Origin of the sequence: Mycobacterium deserti, assembly GCF_025345615.1 — a bacterium.
Lineage (GTDB): Bacteria > Actinomycetota > Actinomycetes > Mycobacteriales > Mycobacteriaceae > Mycobacterium > Mycobacterium deserti.
The window spans coordinates 201186-220186 of the sequence record NZ_JAODWD010000003.1 but is presented as its reverse complement, the minus strand read 5'-3'; the positions used below and the strand labels follow the sequence as shown (position 1 = coordinate 220186).

Annotated in this window: 16 protein-coding genes and 2 tRNA genes; 6 read left to right on the top strand and 12 right to left on the bottom strand. The window is 66.6% G+C overall.

Annotated features, from left to right (window positions below; translation table 11 throughout):
- Positions 1-29: 29 nt before the first annotated feature.
- Positions 30-1133 (bottom strand): cystathionine gamma-lyase, encoded by a 1104-nt coding sequence (locus tag N4S67_RS12375; protein ID WP_260993278.1) that lies wholly within the window; start codon positions 1131-1133, stop codon positions 30-32.
- A 4-nt stretch (positions 1134-1137) separates the two neighbouring features.
- Positions 1138-2136, bottom strand: a complete 999-nt coding sequence (locus N4S67_RS12370; RefSeq protein WP_260993277.1) for an NAD(P)H-dependent glycerol-3-phosphate dehydrogenase — start codon at positions 2134-2136, stop codon at positions 1138-1140.
- Positions 2137-2236: 100 nt separating this feature from the next.
- On the opposite strand from N4S67_RS12370, the gene cofC reads away from it, so the two are divergent.
- From cofC to N4S67_RS12355, 3 genes are read left to right on the top strand one after another with little or no spacing between them, the layout of a single operon-like run.
- Positions 2237-2881, top strand: coding sequence for a 2-phospho-L-lactate guanylyltransferase (gene cofC, locus N4S67_RS12365; protein WP_260993276.1), 645 nt, complete (start codon positions 2237-2239; stop codon positions 2879-2881).
- A 56-nt stretch (positions 2882-2937) separates the two neighbouring features.
- On the top strand, positions 2938-5121 hold the full coding sequence (locus tag N4S67_RS12360) for an RNA degradosome polyphosphate kinase (protein ID WP_260993275.1): 2184 nt from the start codon (positions 2938-2940) through the stop codon (positions 5119-5121).
- Positions 5122-5169: 48 nt separating this feature from the next.
- Complete coding sequence (locus tag N4S67_RS12355) at positions 5170-6099, top strand: 8-oxo-(d)GTP phosphatase MutT1 (protein WP_313959942.1); 930 nt, start codon at positions 5170-5172, stop codon at positions 6097-6099.
- Positions 6100-6231: 132 nt separating this feature from the next.
- On the opposite strand, the gene N4S67_RS12350 is transcribed toward N4S67_RS12355, so the two are convergent.
- The 3 genes from N4S67_RS12350 to leuC form a co-directional block, all read right to left on the bottom strand.
- Complete coding sequence (locus N4S67_RS12350) at positions 6232-6867, bottom strand: HU family DNA-binding protein (RefSeq protein ID WP_260993274.1); 636 nt, start codon at positions 6865-6867, stop codon at positions 6232-6234.
- A 202-nt stretch (positions 6868-7069) separates the two neighbouring features.
- Positions 7070-7663 (bottom strand): 3-isopropylmalate dehydratase small subunit, encoded by a 594-nt coding sequence (leuD, locus tag N4S67_RS12345; RefSeq protein ID WP_260993273.1) that lies wholly within the window; start codon positions 7661-7663, stop codon positions 7070-7072.
- A 13-nt stretch (positions 7664-7676) separates the two neighbouring features.
- Positions 7677-9110, bottom strand: coding sequence for a 3-isopropylmalate dehydratase large subunit (gene leuC, locus N4S67_RS12340; protein WP_260993272.1), 1434 nt, complete (start codon positions 9108-9110; stop codon positions 7677-7679).
- Between the two features lie 36 nt (positions 9111-9146).
- On the opposite strand from leuC, the gene N4S67_RS12335 reads away from it, so the two are divergent.
- Positions 9147-9845, top strand: coding sequence for an IclR family transcriptional regulator (locus tag N4S67_RS12335; RefSeq protein WP_260993271.1), 699 nt, complete (start codon positions 9147-9149; stop codon positions 9843-9845).
- A 100-nt stretch (positions 9846-9945) separates the two neighbouring features.
- On the opposite strand, the gene N4S67_RS12330 is transcribed toward N4S67_RS12335, so the two are convergent.
- From N4S67_RS12330 to N4S67_RS12315, 4 genes are all read right to left on the bottom strand, one after another.
- Positions 9946-10018: transfer RNA gene (locus tag N4S67_RS12330), tRNA-Glu, on the bottom strand.
- 62 nt (positions 10019-10080) lie between these two features.
- A tRNA-Gln gene (locus N4S67_RS12325) sits at positions 10081-10155 on the bottom strand.
- Positions 10156-10273: 118 nt separating this feature from the next.
- Positions 10274-11758 (bottom strand): glutamate--tRNA ligase, encoded by a 1485-nt coding sequence (gene gltX, locus N4S67_RS12320; protein WP_260993270.1) that lies wholly within the window; start codon positions 11756-11758, stop codon positions 10274-10276.
- A complete protein-coding gene (locus N4S67_RS12315) occupies positions 11755-12543 on the bottom strand; it encodes a fumarylacetoacetate hydrolase family protein (RefSeq protein ID WP_260993269.1) in 789 nt (262 codons plus the stop codon). The genes gltX and N4S67_RS12315 overlap by 4 nt, the downstream gene beginning before the upstream one ends.
- Positions 12544-12657: 114 nt before the next feature.
- Between N4S67_RS12315 and N4S67_RS12310 the strand changes: the two genes are divergently transcribed.
- Positions 12658-13842: an MFS transporter gene (locus N4S67_RS12310; protein WP_260993268.1), complete on the top strand. Its 1185-nt coding sequence runs from the start codon at positions 12658-12660 to the stop codon at positions 13840-13842.
- A gap of 6 nt (positions 13843-13848) precedes the next feature.
- Here N4S67_RS12310 and N4S67_RS12305 read toward each other — a convergent pair whose 3' ends face one another.
- Together N4S67_RS12305 and serA are read right to left on the bottom strand one after the other, a co-directional pair.
- Positions 13849-14859 carry a 3-isopropylmalate dehydrogenase gene (locus N4S67_RS12305; protein WP_260993267.1) on the bottom strand — a complete coding sequence of 337 codons (1011 nt, stop codon included), beginning with the start codon at positions 14857-14859 and terminating at the stop codon, positions 13849-13851.
- Positions 14856-16442 carry a phosphoglycerate dehydrogenase gene (gene serA / locus N4S67_RS12300; protein WP_260993266.1) on the bottom strand — a complete coding sequence of 529 codons (1587 nt, stop codon included), beginning with the start codon at positions 16440-16442 and terminating at the stop codon, positions 14856-14858. Before serA ends, N4S67_RS12305 begins: the two co-directional genes overlap by 4 nt.
- 54 nt (positions 16443-16496) lie before the next feature.
- On the opposite strand from serA, the gene N4S67_RS12295 reads away from it, so the two are divergent.
- A complete protein-coding gene (locus N4S67_RS12295; RefSeq protein WP_260993265.1) occupies positions 16497-17927 on the top strand; it encodes a phytoene desaturase family protein in 1431 nt (476 codons plus the stop codon).
- A 55-nt stretch (positions 17928-17982) separates the two neighbouring features.
- On the opposite strand, the gene ilvC is transcribed toward N4S67_RS12295, so the two are convergent.
- Positions 17983-18984 (bottom strand): ketol-acid reductoisomerase, encoded by a 1002-nt coding sequence (gene ilvC / locus N4S67_RS12290; protein ID WP_260994013.1) that lies wholly within the window; start codon positions 18982-18984, stop codon positions 17983-17985.
- Positions 18985-19001: the final 17 nt, after the last annotated feature.

The window sequence follows — 19001 nt, the reverse complement described above, 5'->3', positions numbered from 1 at the left end:
CGCACGACGTCTTATTGCGACCTGGACCTTTAGCCCAGCGCCTGCTCGACGTCGGCGACCAGATCGTCGGTGTCCTCGATGCCGGCAGAGATGCGCGCGAACCCGTCGCTCACAGGATCCCCCCAGCGTGCGCGGCGGTCGACCGACGAGTGCATGCCGCCGAAACTGGTCGACGCGATCAGCAACTCGCTGCGCGCGACCAATTCGTGCACCGCCGCCGCGTCCTGCAGTTCGACCGCGAGCACACCCCCGAACCGCTTCATCTGGGACGTCGCGACACGATGCGACGGGTCGTCGGGCAGACCGGGATAGCGCACCGACCGCACGGCCGGATGGGCCCGCAGCATCACCGCCAGCGCCTGGGCGTTGAGGCACTGCCGTTCGAAGCGCAGACCCGCGCTGCCGAGACTGCGCAGCACCAGCCACGCCTCGAACGCGCCGAGAATGGGGCCCGCCAGCACGCGTTCGCGCTCCACCGCCGCCATCAACTCGGCGTGGCTGCCCGCGACGTAGCCGGCGATCAGATCGCTGTGTCCCGACAGCGCCTTGGTGGCGCTGGCCACCACGAGGTCGGCTCCCAACGACAGCGGCTGCTGACCCAGCGGCGTCGCGGTGGTGTTGTCGACGACGAGTACGGCTCCCCTGCCGCGGCACTGCATCGCCAGGTGGTGCAGATCCACAACGTCCAAGCCGGGATTCACCGGGGTCTCGGCGAAGACCACGTCGGCGTCCGACGACGCGGCGCACATGTCGGCGGCGGACGCCGTCACGACCTCGACACCTCGCGGCGCGAAGTATTCCGCGGCGTAGCGGCGCACCTGGTAGTAACCGTCGGCCGGCACCACGAGTTTCATTCCCGGCTCGACCAGTACCCGCAGCACCGAGGTGATGGCGGCCATCCCGGACCCGAACGTCAATGCCGTTGCGGCCCCTTCGAGTTCGGCCAACGCCGACTCAAGCCGCCGCCACGTCGGATTGGAGCTTCGGCCGTAGCTGTCCAGCGGCTCGGCCTCGTCGGGCGACAGGTGATAGGTCGAAGCGGGCACCGGTGCAGCCGCGACCGGGTTGCCCGGAACCGGTTCCGAGCCAACGGCTTTGACACTGCGAGTGGAATCGCCGTAGCGGCCGTCCATTGCGTTACTCCGGTTTGGTGCTGCGACCGAGCAGCAGCGCGACCGCCTCGTCGACCGACAGTCCCTTGTGGCACACCCGCGCAACGGCGTCGGTGAGCGGCATCTCGACGTCATAGCTGGCGGCCAACGCAAGCACCGATTGGCACGACGCGACGCCTTCGGCGACATGGCCGCCCGCGGCCTGCAAGGCCGAATCCATCGTGCCGCCCTTGCCGAGTCGCTCACCGAAGGAGCGGTTGCGCGAATACGGCGATGTGCATGTGGCGACCAGATCCCCCACCCCGGCCAGGCCGGCCAGTGTTGCGGGCTTGGCGCCCAACGCGATTCCGAGCCGCATGATCTCGGCCAGTCCGCGAGTGATGATTGCGGCCGCGGTGTTCTCACCCAGACCGACCCCCGACGCCATGCCGCACGCCAGTGCGATGACGTTCTTGCATGCACCTCCCACCTCGGCGCCGATGACGTCGGAGTTCGTGTACGGGCGGAAGTATCCCGTCGACAGCGCGCGTTGCAGCGCCACCGCGCGACCCGAGTCGTTGCAGGCGACAACGGTGGCGGCGGGCTGCTCCTCGGCGATCTCGCTGGCCAGGTTGGGCCCCGTCAGCACCGCTACGCGGGCCGGATCGGCACCGGTGACCTGCACGACCACCTGGCTCATCCGCATCAGCGTGTCGAGTTCGATGCCCTTGGCGAGGCTGACCATAGTGGCGTCCCCGGCGATCAGCGTGGCCCACTGCTGCAGGTTCGCGCGCAAAGTCTGCGCCGGAACCGCCAGCAGCACGGTGCAGGCACCGTCGAGCGCTTCGGCCGCGTCGGTGGTCGCGCGAATCGTTTTCGGCAGTTCGGTGTCACCGAGATAAGAAGTATTGCGATGGGTGTCGTTGATCTCGTCGGCCAGTTCACCGCGACGGGCCCACAGCCTGACGTCGCTGCCCGCATCCGCCAGCACCTTCGCCAGCGCCGTACCCCATGCACCGGCCCCCAGTACTGCTGCCTCGACCACGCCATCACCCTAACGCGGTGCCGCTGACCGCGAGCCTGTGCACGCGTGGCGGCAACCCGCCCGATGGGCAGGCATCCGGCGAAATGACAGGATGACGCTCATGAGCGGGTCATCCAGCGCCGACATCGGACTGGTGATCGCCGTCAAGCGGCTGGCGGCCGCCAAGACAAGACTTGCGCCCGTGTTCTCGGCGGCGACCCGGGAGAAGGTGGTGCTCGCGATGCTGATCGACACCATCACCGCCGCCTCGGCCGTTCCGGCCGTGCGCACGGTCACCGTCGTCACACCCGACCACGTGGCCGCCGATGCCGCCCGCAGTCTCGGCGCGCGAGTACTCGCCGACCCGACGCCGGAAGGGCATTTCGACCCGCTCAACAACGCAATCTCAGCCGCGGCATCGGCAATCCGCGATGAGACACCGAATATCATTGTGTTGCAGGGTGATCTGCCCGCGTTGCAGCCGCAGGAACTCGGCGAGGCGGTCGCGGCCGGGCGCGCACACCCCCGTAGCTTCGTGGGCGACCGGCACGGTACGGGCACGTCGGCGCTGTTGGCCTTCGATGTTGCCCTCGATCCCCGCTTCGGCCCAGGTTCGGCTCAGCGCCATCGCCGTTCGGGGGCCGTCGAACTCACCGGAGCCTGGCCCGGCCTGCGCTGCGACATCGACACTCCCGACGATCTCCTGGTCGCACGCCGTCTCGGCGTGGGTGCGGCGACCGCTGCGGCCATCGACGCGTCGACATGACGCTGGTCAGGCGCACCGGTGGCAGGACCCGCGGCCGATAGGGAATCATCAGAAGCATGACGGAAGCCGAAGCCCAGATCCGCACGGATGACGCCGCGTCGGTCGCCGTCCGCGCGACCAGACCGGATGCAGGCGACTCGGCACCGGAAGCGCCTCCCGCCGCGACGTCGCCCGCCGTGGACAACGCACTGCCCGAGGACCGCTACCTCAACCGCGAATTGAGTTGGCTCGACTTCAACGCGCGGGTACTGGCGCTGGCGGCCGACACCTCTCTACCGTTGCTGGAGCGGGCGAAGTTTCTCGCGATCTTCGCGTCAAATCTCGACGAGTTCTACATGGTCCGAGTCGCCGGCCTGAAGCGCCGCGACGAGATGGGCCTTTCGGTGCGTTCGGCCGACGGGTTGTCGCCGCGCGAACAGTTGCGCCGGATCAGTGAACGCACCCAGCAGATCGCCAGCAGGCACGCACACGTCTTCTTCAACTCCGTGCGCCCGGCGCTGGCCGACGAAGGCATCCTGATCGTCAACTGGACCGAACTCGACGAAGCCGAACGCGCGCAGTTGTCCTCCTACTTCCACGAGCAGGTGTTTCCGGTGTTGACGCCGTTGGCGGTCGACCCGGCGCACCCGTTCCCATTCGTCAGCGGGCTGAGCCTGAATCTCGCGATCACGGTCAAACACCCCGACGACGGCGGCCAGCACTTCGCCCGAATCAAGGTGCCCGACAATGTGGAGCGCTTCGTCGAGCTGGCGCGGCGCGAAGACAATTCGGCCGTCGTGCGCTTCCTGCCCATGGAGGAGCTGATCGCCGCGTTCCTCCCGGTGTTGTTCCCCGGCTTGGAGATCGTCGAACATCACGCCTTCCGCATCACTCGAAACGCGGATTTCGAGGTCGAAGAGGACCGTGACGAAGATCTGCTGCAGGCACTCGAGCGAGAGCTGGCGCGGCGACGATTCGGCTCACCGGTGCGCCTCGAGGTCTCCGACGACATGACCGAAAGCATGCTCGAATTGCTGCTGCGCGAACTCGACGTCGACCCCGGCGATGTCATCGAAGTGCCCGGTCTGCTCGACCTGTCGTCGTTGTGGCAGATCTACAATCAGGATCGCCCGGCACTGAAGGACCGGCCGTTCGTGCCCGCCACGCCACCGGCTTTCGGCGAGCGCGAGACACCCAAGAGCATCTTCTCGACGTTGCGCGACGGCGATGTGTTGGTGCATCACCCCTACGACTCGTTCTCCACCACCGTGCAGCGGTTCATCGAACAGGCCGCTGCCGACCCGAACGTGCTGGCGATCAAACAGACGCTGTACCGCACGTCGGGTGACTCACCGATCGTCAACGCGCTCATCGACGCCGCGGCGGCCGGTAAGCAGGTGGTCGCACTGGTCGAGATCAAAGCGCGATTCGACGAGCAGGCCAACATCAAGTGGGCCCGGGCACTGGAGCGAGCGGGCGTGCACGTCGTCTACGGCCTCATCGGGTTGAAGACACACTGCAAGACCTGCCTCGTCGTGCGTCGCGAAGGGTCGGTCATCCGGCGCTACTGCCACATCGGCACCGGCAACTACAACCCGAAGACCGCCCGACTCTACGAAGACATCGGTCTGCTCACCGCGGCCCCGGACATCGGCGCCGACCTGACCGATTTGTTCAACTCGCTGACGGGCTACTCGCGCAAGGATTCCTACCGCAATTTGTTGGTGGCGCCACAAGGGGTGCGTAGGGGGATCATCGAGCGCATCGAACGCGAGATCGCCGCACACCGCGACGGCGCCGACGGCCGCATCCGGGTGAAGGCCAACGCACTGGTCGACGAGCAGGTCATCGACGCGCTCTACCGAGCCTCACAGGCCGGGGTGCGGGTCGAGGTGGTGGTACGCGGCATTTGCGCCCTGCGCCCAGGCGCCACCGGCTATTCGGACAACATCACGGTGCGCTCGATACTGGGCCGGTTCCTAGAACACTCACGCATTATTCACTTCCGCGCCATCGACGAGTTCTGGATCGGTAGCGCCGACATGATGCATCGTAATCTCGACCGCCGGGTCGAAGTGATGGCTCAAGTCAAGGATCCCAGGCTGACTGCCCAGATGAACGACGTCTTCGAATCCGCCATGGACCCGAGCACGCGGTGCTGGGAGTTGGGCATGGACGGAAAGTGGACGGCGTCGCCGCAGGAGGGCGAGTCAGTGCGCGATCATCAGGTGTCGCTCATGGAACGCCACCGGCATCCTTGAATACACCTGTCAAGCCGACGGGGCCCCGAATGATCTGCAGGAGTTGAGGTGCCGAAGGAGAAGTCGTCGAAAGCCGTTCCCTCGAGCAAGGCAGTCCTTGCTGCAGGTGCGGTGCTGTGGCGGACCAACAGTGATCTGGCGACCCCGGAGGTCGCGGTCATCCACCGCCCACGCTATGACGACTGGTCGCTGCCCAAAGGCAAGGTCGACCCCGGTGAGACCGAACCTGTCACGGCCGTGCGCGAGGTCGCCGAGGAGACGGGTTATGCATCACACCTCGGGCGCCGCCTCGCCTCGGTGAGCTATCCGGTCGAGCAAGGCATCAAGAAGGTGCGGTACTGGTCCGCCCGCGCGGTCGGCGGACAGTTTGTTCCCAACTCCGAGGTCGACGTGCTCAAGTGGCTTCCCGCTGACGAGGCGATGAATCAACTGGATTACCCGCACGACCGAAAAGTGTTGCGTCGCTTCGCTAAACAACCTGCTGACACGCAGTCGGTCCTGATCGTGCGGCACGGCACGGCCGGTAGCAAGTCACGTTACAAGGGCGACGACCGCAAGCGCCCGCTGGACAAACATGGCCGCGCGCAGGCCGAGTCACTCGTCGGCGTGCTGCTCGCCTTCGGCGCGACCGATCTCTACGCCGCAGACCGGGTGCGCTGTCATCAGACGATCGAGCCGCTGGCCGACGAGCTGGGTACCGCGATCCGCGACGAGCCTGCGCTGACCGAGGAGGCCTATGCGGACGACCGCAAGACCGCCCGCCACCGGGTGCTGGAGATCGCGTCCGCCGGCGGCACCCCGGTGATCTGCTCTCAGGGCAAGGTGATTCCGGACCTCATCTCGTGGTGGTGCGAACGCGAAGACGTGCGCCCGGACAAGTCGCGCAACCGCAAGGGCAGTGTGTGGGTGCTGTCGCTCGCCGACGGCCGTCTGATCGCCGCCGATCACATAGGCAGCCCGCTCGCGGGCAAGAAGTGACACTGCGTCGTCAGCACACCGACTCGACTTGAATCCAAAGGGTGTGGGGCTGGGCGGCGCTCGGCACCGCAGTGCTCACACACAAAAACGCGCCGCGGGTCGTTGACCCAGCGGCGCGCTCTTGTTCGAAAGTTACCTGCGACCCTTCTTGGCCGGAGCCTTGCGGGCCGGGGCCTTCTTGGCCGTCTTCTTTGCGGCGGTCTTCTTGGCGGCGGCCTTCTTGGCCGGAGCCTTCTTGGCCGGAGCCTTCTTGGCCGCGGTCTTCTTGGCCGCGGTCTTCTTGGCCGGAGCCTTCGTGGCCGCGCGCTTCGTGGTCTTCTTGGCAGCAGTCTTCTTGGCCGGAGCCTTGGTAGCTGCCCTCTTCGTCGTCGCCTTCTTGGCCGCCGTCTTCTTGGCCGCCTTCTTGGCGGGCGACTTCTTCGCGGCCTTTCTGGCGGTGCTACCGCCCGTTGAGCCTCGTTTCACTGCTGGTCCTTCCGCCGGGAGGCGCTGTGCCCCAGAAACAACCGCCTTGAATTGAGCACCGGGCCGGAATGCCGGCACGGAGGTGGGCTTTACTCTGACCGTCTCGCCGGTGCGCGGATTGCGCGCCACACGTGCGGCGCGACGGCGCTGTTCGAATACACCGAAGCCGGTGATGGTGACGCTGTCACCCTTGTGAACCGCGCGCACGATGGTGTCGACAACGTTCTCCACCGCGGCAGTTGCTTGCCGACGATCCGAGCCCAGTTTCTCCGTGAGTACGTCGATGAGCTCCGCTTTGTTCATGCAAAACCTCCGAAACCAGTGGTCCACTTTGAACCGACTAGTGGACACGGTAAACCCAAAGCCCACTGATTTCCAAGAGCCACGCGCAATTTCAGGCGAATCTGGCTAACTTTTCAGGAATCCGCTTGCCTCCCTTGACCTCCTAATGGAGGGTCCGAGAAAGGGTTCAGAGGCGGCGATTTCGACGGCCGAGGGCCGCGAATCAAGCCGGCAGAGTACGTGGCTTCCAACTCGGCCGAGCCGATTCATACGACTCGATCTTGTCGAGTTTTCGCAGCGTAAGGCCTATATCGTCCAGTCCCTCGAGCAATCTCCACGCGGTGTAGTCGTCAATCTTGAACGGCACCATGACCGTTCCGGCGACCACGTTCCGATCTTGAAGGTTCACAGTGACTTCCATGCCGGGATGCTCCTCGATGAGCTTCCACAACAATTCGACATCATCTTGGGCCACTTCGGCCGCGAGGAGGCCCGCCTTGCCCGCATTGCCCCGAAAGATGTCGGCGAATCGGGATGAGATGACGACCCGGAATCCGAAATCCATGAGCGCCCACACGGCGTGCTCGCGTGACGAACCCGTGCCGAAATCGGGGCCGGCGACCAGAACCGAACCCTTGTCGAACGGCGGGAGGTTCAGCACGAACGACGGGTCGTTGCGCCACGCCGCGAACAGACCGTCCTCGAAACCTGTTCGGGTGACCCGCTTCAAGTAGACCGCCGGAATGATCTGGTCGGTGTCGACATTGGACCGGCGTAGCGGTACACCGATTCCGGTATGTGTGCGAAAAGCATCCATGGGTATTCCTTCTCTACGACGTCAGATCGGCGGGGGACGCCAGCGTTCCCCGGACGGCGGTGGCGGCGGCGACGGCCGGCGAGACCAGATGGGTCCGGCCGCCTTTGCCCTGCCTGCCTTCGAAGTTGCGATTGGACGTCGACGCGCAGCGTTGGCCCGGCGACAATTGGTCGGGGTTCATACCAAGGCACATCGAACAGCCCGCCTGTCGCCACTCCGCACCCGCGGCGGTGAAGACCTCACCGAGCCCCTCGCTTTCGGCTTGCGCCCGCACCCGCATCGACCCGGGCACGATCAGCATCCGGACGTCGTCGGCCACCTTGCGTCCGCGCAGTACCTCGGCCACGACCCTCAGATCTTCTATCCGGCCGTTGGTGCACGAGCCGACGAACACCGTGTCGACCGCGATATCGCGCATCGCCGTACCGGGCCGAAGGTCCATGTACGTCAACGCCTTTTCAGCAGACTGCCGCTCGCCCTCGTCGAAGATCAGCTCCGGGTCCGGCACCGCTTCCGACAGCGGAACGCCCTGTCCCGGGTTGGTGCCCCACGTGACGAACGGGCTCAGCGACGCCGCGTCGAGGTAGACCTCGGTGTCGAATTCGGCGCCCTCGTCGGTGCGCAGTTGTCTCCACGCGTCGATGGCCGCATCCCACTGCGCACCCTGCGGCGCGTGCGGGCGGCCGCGCAGGTATTCGAATGTGGTCTCGTCGGGCGCGACCATGCCCGCGCGTGCGCCCGCCTCGATGCTCATGTTGCAGATCGTCATCCGACCCTCCATCGACAGCGATTCGATGGCGCTGCCGCGGTATTCGATGACGTATCCCTGTCCGCCGCCGGTGCCGATCTTGGCGATCACCGCCAAGATGATGTCCTTCGCGCTCACGCCCGGCGGCAGCTGACCGTCGACATTGACCGCCATGGTCTTGAACGGACGCAGCGGCAAGGTCTGCGTGGCGAGCACGTGCTCGACTTCCGATGTGCCGATGCCCATCGCCAGTGCGCCGAATGCGCCGTGGGTCGAGGTATGGCTGTCGCCACAGACGATCGTCATACCGGGCTGGGTCAGTCCGAGTTGCGGTCCGATGATGTGGACGATGCCTTGTTCGACGTCGCCCATCGGGTGCAGCCGGATGCCGAACTCTTCACAGTTGCGGCGCAGCGTCTCCACCTGCGTGCGCGAAACCGGGTCGGCGATCGGCTTGTCGATGTCGATGGTCGGCACGTTGTGGTCCTCGGTGGCGATCGTCAGGTCCGGCCGTCTGACCGGTCGATCGTTGAGACGCAGGCCGTCGAATGCCTGCGGACTGGTGACTTCGTGCACCAGGTGCAGATCGATGTAGATCAGGTCGGGCTCGCGCGCGGCGCCTTCACCGGGACCGAGGGCGACGACGTGGTCGTCCCACACTTTCTCGGCGAGTGTGCGTGGCGTATCTGGGCTGTCCATTGGCTATCTCACAATCTGGGACGCTAGTATCTCCCTGTGAGACAGGATAGCGGCATCGGCGTTCTGGACAAAGCCGTGGGCGTATTGCACGCGGTGGCCGAATCGCCGTGCGGGCTCAACGAACTGTGCGAGCGCACCGGGTTACCGCGGGCAACCGCGCATCGGCTGGCCGCGGGTCTCGAGGTGCACCGGCTGCTGACGCGAGGCGACGGCCGCTGGCGGCTGGGCCCCGCGCTGACCGAACTGGCCGGCCAGGTCAACGACCCGCTCCTGGCCGCGGGCGCCGTCGTGCTGCCTCGCCTGCGTGAAATCACGGGCGAAAGCGTGCAGCTCTACCGTCGCGAAGGAACGGTGCGAATCTGCGTCGCGGCATTGGAACCGCCTGCCGGGCTGCGCGATACGGTGCCGGTCGGCACGAGGCTGTCGATGACCGCCGGCTCCGGTGCGAAGGTGCTGCTGGCCTACGCGGACGCCGCGACGCAGCAGGCGATCCTGCCCGCGGCGAAGTTCACCGACCGCACACTGGCCGAGGTTCGCAAGCGCGGGTGGGCGCAGAGCGCGGGTGAACGGGAAGCAGGTGTGGCGAGCGTCTCCGCGCCGGTGCGCGACGGCCGCGGTGCAGTCATCGCGGCGGTGTCGGTGTCCGGACCCATCGACCGGATGGGCAGGCGGCCCGGTGCTCGCTGGGCGGCGGATCTGCTGGCCGCAGCGGACGCGCTGGCGCGACGGCTCTGAATTCGGATTTCCGCCGAGACTGCGCTGAGATCGCCGTCGCTTCCCAGATCGCGACCTGTGTGGGACCACGCGGAGCCGGGGACAGTTTCGACAAGATGTGTACCCCCGATGGGATTCGAACCCACGCTACCGCCGTGAGAGGGCGGCGTCCTAGGCCGCTAGACGACGGGGGCTAGGAACATTGTCCGGAGAGACAGCATAGCTCAGCGCCGAAGGCCGACCTAATCACCGGGATTGGCTGGGGTACCAGGACTCGAACCTAGAATGGCGGTACCAGAAACCGCTGTGTTGCCAATTACACCATACCCCACTGGCTGCCCGTAACCGCTGGTCACAGGCCTGTGCGCGGCCCTGAGACACCGCGGGCGCCCCCGCTGGGTGTTCTGTCGGGCCGACGTGCAGACTACCAAAGATTCGCGGGTGCCTTTTCACGCCTCCGTCGCCACCGTCGTGGCGATCTCGAGGCCCGCACGGAGCCGGCGCAGGCTGCGGTCGCGGCCCAACAACTCCAGCGATTCGAACAGCGGCGGACTGATCGACGCGCCGGTGGCGGCGACCCGCAGTGGCCCGAAGGCCTTGCGCGGCTTGAGCGCCATGTTCTCCAACAGCGACACCTTCAGCGCCGTCTCGATGTTGTCGGTGGACCACTCGCCGACCTCCTCCAGCGCGGCGACCGAGGCGTCGAGAACCGGTGCCGCCTCGGCCTTGAGCTCCTTGGCGACGGACTTCTCGTCGAGCACGAAATCGCTCTCGTTGAGAAACTTCAGCAGATCCCATGCATCGCCCAGAACGACGATGCGGGTCTGCACCAGCCGCGCGGCCTCGGCGAACTGCGCGTCGTCGAGCCCGGTGTCATGACCATGGGCGTCGAAGTACGTGCGCAGTCGTCGGGTGAACTCGTCCTCGCTGAGCAGCCGGATGTGTTCGGCGTTGAGGGCGTCGGCCTTCTTCTGGTCGAACCGTGCGGGGTTCGAGTTGACGTCAATGACGTCGAACGCCGCGACCATCTCCTCGAGATCGAACACATCGCGATCGTCGGCGATCCCCCAGCCGAGCAAGGCCAGATAGTTCAGCAGCCCCTCGGGGATGAATCCGCGTTCGCGGTGGAGGAACAGGTTCGACTGCGGATCGCGCTTGGACAGCTTCTTGTTGCCGTCGCCCAGAACGCTTGGCAGGTGCGCGAACTCCGGTTCTCGCTCGGCCACCCCGATGCGCATCAAGGCGCGATACAGGGCGATCTGGCGTGGGGTCGAGGGCAGCAGGTCCTCGCCGCGCAGCACGTGAGTGATCTTCATCAACGCGTCGTCGACCGGATTGACCAACGTGTAGAGGGGATCTCCGCTCGCGCGCGTCAGCGCGAAGTCCGGCACCGACCCCGCCGCGAACGTCGTCTCGCCGCGCACCAGGTCGGTCCACGTGATGTCCTCATCGGGCATCCTCAGTCGCAACACGGGCCTGCGGCCCTCGGAGAGGAACGCTTCGCGCTGCGCGTCGGTCAGGTCGCGGTCGAAATTGTCGTAGCCCAGCTTCGGATTGCGGCCCGCCTCGATATGGCGCGCCTCCACTTCCCCTGCCGTCGAGAACGCCTCGTACACCTCCCCCGCCTCCAGCAGCCGCGCCAACACATCGCGGTAGATCCCGCCACGCAGTGACTGCCGGTACGGCGCATATGGGCCGCCGATATCGGGCCCCTCGTCGTAGGTGAGTCCCAGCCAGTTCAGTGCGTCGAGCAGAGCGAGATAGCTCTCCTCGCTGTCGCGCTCGGCGTCGGTGTCCTCCAGCCGGAACACGAACGTGCCGCCGGTATGGCGGGCGTAGGCCCAGTTGAAGAGAGCGGTCCTGATCAGCCCGACGTGCGGTGTGCCAGTCGGCGACGGACAGAACCGTACTCGAACGGTGTCAGCGGTCGTCACGACTTTCCTTTGCGCACAACGGGATTAGTCAATGTGCCGATTCCCTCGACGGTGATACTGACTGTGTCCCCGTCTTCGATTGGGCCGACACCTTCCGGCGTCCCGGTCATGATCACGTCGCCGGGCAGCAGCGTCATCACCCGTGAGATCCACTCGATGACCTCACCGATGTCGTGCACCATCAGCGACGTCCGGCTGTTCTGTTTGAGATGTCCGTTGACCTCGGTGCGCAGTTCGAGGTCGGCGGGGTCGAGATCGGTGACGATCCACGGTCCGATCGGACAGAACGTGTCATGGCCCTTGGCGCGTGTCCACTGGCCGTCCTTCTTCTGCTGGTCCCGCGCCGACACATCGTTTCCGATGGTGTAGCCCAGAATGTTCTCCGCGGCGCGCGACGCCGGGACGTCCTTGCAGGGACGGCCGATGACCGCGGCCAATTCACCTTCGAAATGCACGGGATTGGCGTCGGCGGGCAGTTGGATCGGCACGTTCGGTCCGACGATCGCGGTGTTGGGTTTCATGAAGATGATCGGATCGGGGAAGTCGCCCCCGCCCATCTCCTCGATGTGGGCGGCGTAGTTCTTGCCGATGCAGACCACCTTGCTGGCCAGGATGGGCGCCAGCAGTCGGACGTCCTGCAACGGCCACTGCCGACCGGTGAAGTTGGGTGTGCCGAACGGATGCTCTGCGATTTCGCGGGCGACGGTCTGCTGCGGGTCCTCGATCGGACCCTCGATGCTGACGAAGGCGACCCCGTCGGGACTGGCGATTCGGCCTAGGCGCATGAGTTCAGCCTAGTGGCCGTCGATCTCGCTCGAACGGCCGCTCCCCGCCGTCGTAGCTCTCAGCATGTGAAACATCAGTTCAGCATCCTGAGACACCTATGCGACGATGACGCGATGTCCGTCGAATCGATCGGCATTGCGCGGCGCTGGTCGATGCTGGTGATCGCGTTGACGGCGACGACATGCGCGCAGGTTTTCATCAACGGCGCGGCGTTTCTCATTCCCGTCCTGCACACCGACCGCGGCCTGGACCTCGCCGAAGCCGGCCTGCTGTCGTCGATGGCCGGTTTCGGTCTGGTGATCGCGTTGATCCCGTGGGGCTACGTGGTGGACCGGATCGGCGAGCGCATCGTGTTGTCCCTCGGATCGACGCTCATCGCCGCGGCAGCCTTCGCCGCTGCCGCGTCCGATTCGCTGTTCGCGATCGGCGCCTTCCTGTTCCTCGGCGGGGTGGCGGCAGCCAGTAGCAACTCCGCGAGCGGCCGCCTGGTGGTCGGTTGGTTTCCGCCTGATCAACGCGGACTGGTGATGGGGATCCGGCAGACCGCCACGCCGCTTGGAGTGGGACTGGGCGCGTTGGTGATTCCGCGCGTCGCGGAGAACCAGGGCATCGCCGCGGCGCTGTTGTTCCCCGCGATCCTGTGCGCGGCCGCCGCGGTGATCTGCGCCGTCGGCGTGCTCGACCCACCGCGACCGCCGCGCGCCGAAGCCGGCGAACAGATGTTGGCCAATCCGTATCGAGGCTCGAATGTGCTGTGGCGCATCCACGGTGTTTCGGTGCTGTTGGTGGTGCCCCAGGCGGTGTTGTGGACGTTCGCGTTGGTGTGGCTGATGACCGACCGCGGATGGTCGGCCGCGTCGGCAGGCGCGATAGTCACTGCGGCACAGGTGCTCGGTGCTGGTGGTCGCATCGCTGCGGGCCGGTGGTCCGACGTTGTCGGGTCGCGGCTGCGGCCGATCCGCACCATCGCCCTCGGCGCCGCGTTGTCCATGGGCCTGCTGGCACTGACCGATTGGCTCAGCTCCCCGCTCAGTGTCGCGTTGATGGTGATCGCCTCGGTGATCACGGTGTCGGACAACGGATTGGCGTTCACCTCGATCGCCGAGATCGCGGGGCCGTTCTGGAGCGGGCGCGCACTGGGCACGCAGAACACCAGCCAGCATCTGGCGTCGGCCCTGTCCGCTCCGCTCTTCGGCGGTCTCATCGGCGTGACCGGCTACGCCTGCGCCTTCGCCGTCGCTGCGGTGTTGCCGCTCATCGCGATTCCGCTGGTGCCCGTCGACGACGCTGACCGGTAGGCCGAGCTACAGGCCGGCGAGGATCCGATCGCCGATCTCCGTGGTGGACAGCGTGTCGTTCCCGCGCGTCGCCAGATGCTGTTCGACCGCTTTGTCGACGCGGGCCGCGGCGCCGTCCTCGCCGACATGCGACAGCAGCAGTGCCACCGACATGATCGCCGCGGTGGGGTCGGCGATGCCCTGGCCCGCGATGTCCGGCGCGCTGCCGTGCACGGGTTCGAACATCGACGGATTGGTGCGTGTGGCATCGATATTGCCGCTCGCCGCGAGGCCGATCCCCCCGCAGACGGCAGCGGCCAAATCGGTGACGATGTCGCCGAACAGGTTGTCGGTGACGATGACGTCGAACCTGCCCGGGTCGGTGACCAGGTGGATCGTGGCAGCATCGACATGCTGGTAGGCAACCTCGACGTCCGGGAACTCCGTCGCCAGCTCCTGGACCGTGCGCCACCAGAGCGCACCGGCATAGGTCAGCACATTGTTCTTGTGGACCAACGTCAGATGTTTGCGCCGCTGCTGGGCTCGCGTGAACGCGTCGCGCACGACGCGGCGCACGCCGAAGGCGGTGTTCACACTGACTTCGGTGGCGATCTCGTTGGGTGTGCCCACTCGAATCGCACCGCCGGTGCCCGTGTAGGGGCCCTCCGTTCCCTCGCGGACGACGACGAAGTCGATCTCGGGGTCACCGGCGAGCGGACTGCTGACACCCGGATACAGCCGGCCGGGTCGCAAGTTGATGTGGTGGTCCAGCTCGAACCGGATGCGCAGCAGCAGACCGCGTTCCAGCACGCCGCTGGGCACCGACGGGTCGCCGATCGCGCCGAGCAGGATCGCGTCGTGGGTGCGCAGTTCGTCGAGCACGGAATCGGGCAGCACCTCGCCGGTGGCGTGGAAACGCTTGGCGCCCAGATCGTAGGACGTCTTCTCGACACCGGGATGTACCGCATCGAGGACTCTGACGGCCTCGCCGACGACCTCGGGACCTATGCCGTCGCCGGCAATGATCGCCAGTCTCATGCCAGATCCACCACTTCCAGCAGTGTCGCGTCGACCGCCTCGGCGATCGCGGCCCGCACCTCGGGCGGCACGTCGCGGTCGATGCGCAGCAGGATCGTCGCGCCGGGACCTTCGGCGTCCTCGCTGAGCTGAGCGGCGTGGATGTTGATGTTCGCGCCGCCGAGCAGCGTGCCGATCTTGCCCAGCGTGCCCGGCTGGTCGATGTAGCTGGCGATCAGATAGACGCCCTCGGCGCGCAAATCGAAGTTGCGGCTGTTGATCTGGACGATCTTCTCGACCAGCTGAGGGCCCGAAAGGGTGCCGGCCACGTTGAGGGTCGTCCCGTCGGCGTACACGGCCCGGACGTCGACGACGCTGCGGTGGTTCGGGCTCTCGGTCGCGGTGCTGATGTCGGCCTCGACGCCGCGCTCCGCAGCAAGTGCCGGAGCGTTGACGAACGTGACAGGGTCCTCGATGACCGCACTGAACAACCCGCGCAGCGCCGAAAGCCGAAGCACCTCTACGTCTTCGGCAGCCAACTCGCCGCGGACCTGAACCGACAGCGAAACCGGCAGCTCGCTGCACAGCGCGCCGACCAGTAGTCCGAGCTTGCGGACCAGATCCAGCCACGGCGCGACTTCTTCGCCGACCACGCCGCCGCCCACGTTGACCGCGTCCGGCACGAATTCGCCTGCCAGCGCGAGCTTGACGCTCGCGGCGACGTCGGTGCCCGCGCGGTCCTGTGCCTCGGCCGTCGACGCACCCAGATGCGGCGTGACGACCACCTGCGGCAGATCGAACAGCGGGCTCTCGGTGGTGGGTTCTTTGCCGAAGACGTCGATGCCTGCGGCCCGCACGTGTCCGGAGCGCACGGCCTCGGCCAGCGCGTCCTCGTCGATGAGTCCGCCGCGCGCGGCGTTGACGATGATCACGCCCGGCTTCGTCTTCGCCAACGCCTCCTTGCCGATCAAGCCTGCCGTCTCTGGGGTCTTCGGCAGGTGTACCGAGATGAAGTCGGCACGCCCGAGCAGCTCGTCGAGCGTCAACAGCTCGATACCGAGTTGCGCGGCGCGCGCGGCCGACACATACGGGTCATAGGCCACGACGTGAGTGCCGAAGGCGGCGATCCGGGCGGCGACCAGTTGGCCGATGCGGCCCAGACCGACGACCCCGACGGTCTTGCCGAAGATCTCGGTGCCGGAGAACGACGACCGCTTCCAGGTGCGCTCGCGCAGCGACGCGTCGGCCGCCGGGATCTCGCGCGCGGCGGCCAGCAGCAGCGCCAACGCATGCTCGGCGGCGCTGTGGATGTTCGACGTGGGCGCGTTGACCACCAGCACCCCGCGCGCCGTGGCGGCGTCGACATCGACGTTGTCGAGACCCACACCGGCGCGGGCGACGATCTTCAGCTTGGTTCCGGCGGTGAGCACCTCGGCGTCGACCGTGGTCGCGGAGCGAACCAGCAGCGCGTCGGCCTCGGGCACCGCAGCCAGCAGCTTTTCGCGGTCGGGGCCATCGACCCAGCGGACCTCTACCTGGTCGCCGAGTGCGGCGACGGTCGATTCAGCCAGTTTGTCGGCGATCAATACAACGGGCAGATTCACGCGGTCAGCCTAATGGGCTGTAATGACGGGGTGGTGGGCGGGAGAAACGCGAGCGTGGACGTCACTGTCGTCGGCAGCGGACCCAACGGATTGGCGGCCGCGGTCATCTGCGCACGAGCCGGACTTTCCGTGCATGTCGTGGAGGCGCAACCGACGCTCGGTGGTGGCGCGCGAACGCTGCCGGACCCTGAATTCGACGGGGTGTCGCACGACGTCTGCTCCGCGGTGCACCCGCTGGCGTTGGCCTCGCCGTTCCTGACCGAGTTCGACCTGCCCGCGCGCGGCGTCACGCTGACGGTGCCCGAGGTGTCCTATGGCAACCCCATGCCCGCGGGACCCGCCGCGATCGGTTACCACGACCTCGAGCGCACCTGCGCCGAACTGACCGAGGGCGATTCGTGGCGACGGTTCTTCGGCCCGCTGCTCGAACGCGACGACTCCGTTTTGGAGATCCTTCTCGGAGACAAGCGCTCGGTGCCCACGGATCCTGTCGCCGCGGTCCAGGTCGGATTACGACTGCTCGAGCAAGGCACCCCGGCGTGGCGAGCGCTGAAGGGCGCTGACGCGCGTGCGTTGTTCACCGGCGTTGCCGCCCATGTGATTTCGCAGATGCCCTCGTTGGTGTCGGCCGGCGGCGGAACGATGCTGGCCACACTGGCCCACACGGTCGGCTGGCCCATTCCCGTCGGCGGCAGCCAGGCCATCTCCGACGCGCTGATCGACGACCTGCGCGCACACGGCGGCGTCATCACATCGGGCGAGGAGGTCACCGACCCGACCAGCGGCGTCGCGCTTTTCGACACCGCGCCCACCTCGCTACTGTCCATCTACCAAGACGCGGTGCCTCAGCGATACGCAAAAGCGTTGCGACGCTACCGCTTCGGCCCCGGTGTGGCGAAGGTCGATTTCGTGTTGTCCGACGAGATCCCGTGGACCGATTCGCGGTTGGGCGCCGCACCGACGCTGCACATGGGCGGCACCCGCGAACATATGGCGCACGCCGAACGTGAGGCGGCCGCAGGCAGACATCCGGACTGGCCGATGGTGCTGGCCGCTCTCCCCCACCTGGCCGACCCGGGCCGCGTCGACGCGCAGGGTCGCCGCCCGCTGTGGACGTATGCCCATGTGCCGTCGGGCTCGACGGTCGACCAGACCGAGAGAATCACAGCGATATTCGAGCGCTTCGCACCCGGATTCCGCGACATCGTGGTCGCGGCGCGGTCGGTGCCCGCCGCGCGACTCGCCGACCACAACGCCAACCTGGTCGGCGGCGACATCGGCGTCGGCGGTAACACGCTGATGCATGCCCTGGCCGGTCCGACGCCGCGCCTCGACCCGTGGAGTACGCCGATCCCAAAGGTGTACCTGTGCTCGTCGGCGACGCCGCCGGGCGGCGGAGTACACGGAATGTCCGGTTACTACGCCGCCCGTTCGGTGTTGCGTCGCGAATTCGGCATCAAGAAGATGCCGACGCTCTCGCCGTAGCGTGCGATTTCGGCGCGCCAACGTTCGCTGAGCGACTGTCAGCGCGCCGAAATCGCTAGGCGGTGTCGGTCAGCGGGCGGTCGACCCAGCTCATCAGGTCGCGCAGCTTCTTGCCGGTGACCTCGATCGGGTGCTCGGCGTTCTCCTTGCGCAGCCGCTCGAGTTCCTTGTTGCCGCCCTCGACGTTGGCGACGAGCTTCTTGACGAAGCTGCCGTCCTGGATCTCGGTCAGAATCTGCTGCATCCGCTTCTTCGTGTCGGCGTCGATGACCCGCGGGCCGGACAGATACCCGCCGAACTCCGCGGTGTCGGACACCGAATAATTCATCCGCGCGATGCCGCCCTCGTACATCAGGTCCACGATCAGCTTGAGCTCGTGCAGCACCTCGAAGTACGCCAGCTCCGGCGCGTAGCCGGCCTCGACCATCACGTCGAATCCCGTCTTGACGAGTTCTTCGGTGCCGCCGCACAGTACGGCCTGCTCGCCGAACAGGTCGGTTTCGGTCTCATCCTTGAACGTGGTCTTGATGACGCCCGCGCGGGTGCCGCCGATGCCCTTGGCGTAGGACAGCACGAGCGCTTCGCCCTCACCGGTCGGATCCTGTTCGACCGCAACCAGACACGGCACGCCCTTGCCGTCGACGAACTGACGGCGCACCAGGTGGCCCGGGCCCTTCGGGGCCACCATGCCGATGGTGACGTTGGCGGGCGGCTTGATCAGATCGAAGTGGATGTTGAGGCCATGACCGAAGAACAGCGCGTCGCCGTCGTTCAAGTTCGGCTCGATGTCGTTTTTGAAGATGTCGGCCTGGGCGGTGTCGGGTGCCAGCACCATGATGACGTCGGCCCACTTGGCGACCTCTGCGGGCGTGTCCACGTCGAGTCCCTGCTCGGTGACCTTCTCGCGGGACTTCGAGCCCTCCTTGAGGCCCACCTTCACCTGCACACCGGAGTCGCGCAGGCTCAGCGAGTGCGCGTGACCCTGGCTGCCGTAGCCGATGACGCCGACTTTGCGCCCCTGAATGATCGCCAGGTCCGCGTCGTCGTCGTAGAACATCTCAACTGCCACAGTGC

Bases quoted from the DNA above. Each gene is read 5' to 3' on its own strand.
- ilvC (WP_260994013.1), bottom strand. From the start codon at position 18,984: ATGTTCTACGACGACGACGCGGACCTGGCGATCATTCAGGGGCGCAAA.
- N4S67_RS12310 (WP_260993268.1), top strand. From the start codon at position 12,658: ATGTCCGTCGAATCGATCGGCATTGCGCGGCGCTGGTCGATGCTGGTG.
- leuD (WP_260993273.1), bottom strand. From the start codon at position 7,663: ATGGATGCTTTTCGCACACATACCGGAATCGGTGTACCGCTACGCCGG.
- leuC (WP_260993272.1), bottom strand. From the start codon at position 9,110: ATGGACAGCCCAGATACGCCACGCACACTCGCCGAGAAAGTGTGGGAC.
- N4S67_RS12360 (WP_260993275.1), top strand. From the start codon at position 2,938: ATGACGGAAGCCGAAGCCCAGATCCGCACGGATGACGCCGCGTCGGTC.
- cofC (WP_260993276.1), top strand. From the start codon at position 2,237: ATGAGCGGGTCATCCAGCGCCGACATCGGACTGGTGATCGCCGTCAAG.
- N4S67_RS12315 (WP_260993269.1), bottom strand. From the start codon at position 12,543: ATGCGCCTAGGCCGAATCGCCAGTCCCGACGGGGTCGCCTTCGTCAGC.
- N4S67_RS12350 (WP_260993274.1), bottom strand. From the start codon at position 6,867: ATGAACAAAGCGGAGCTCATCGACGTACTCACGGAGAAACTGGGCTCG.
- N4S67_RS12305 (WP_260993267.1), bottom strand. From the start codon at position 14,859: ATGAGACTGGCGATCATTGCCGGCGACGGCATAGGTCCCGAGGTCGTC.
- N4S67_RS12375 (WP_260993278.1), bottom strand. From the start codon at position 1,133: ATGGACGGCCGCTACGGCGATTCCACTCGCAGTGTCAAAGCCGTTGGC.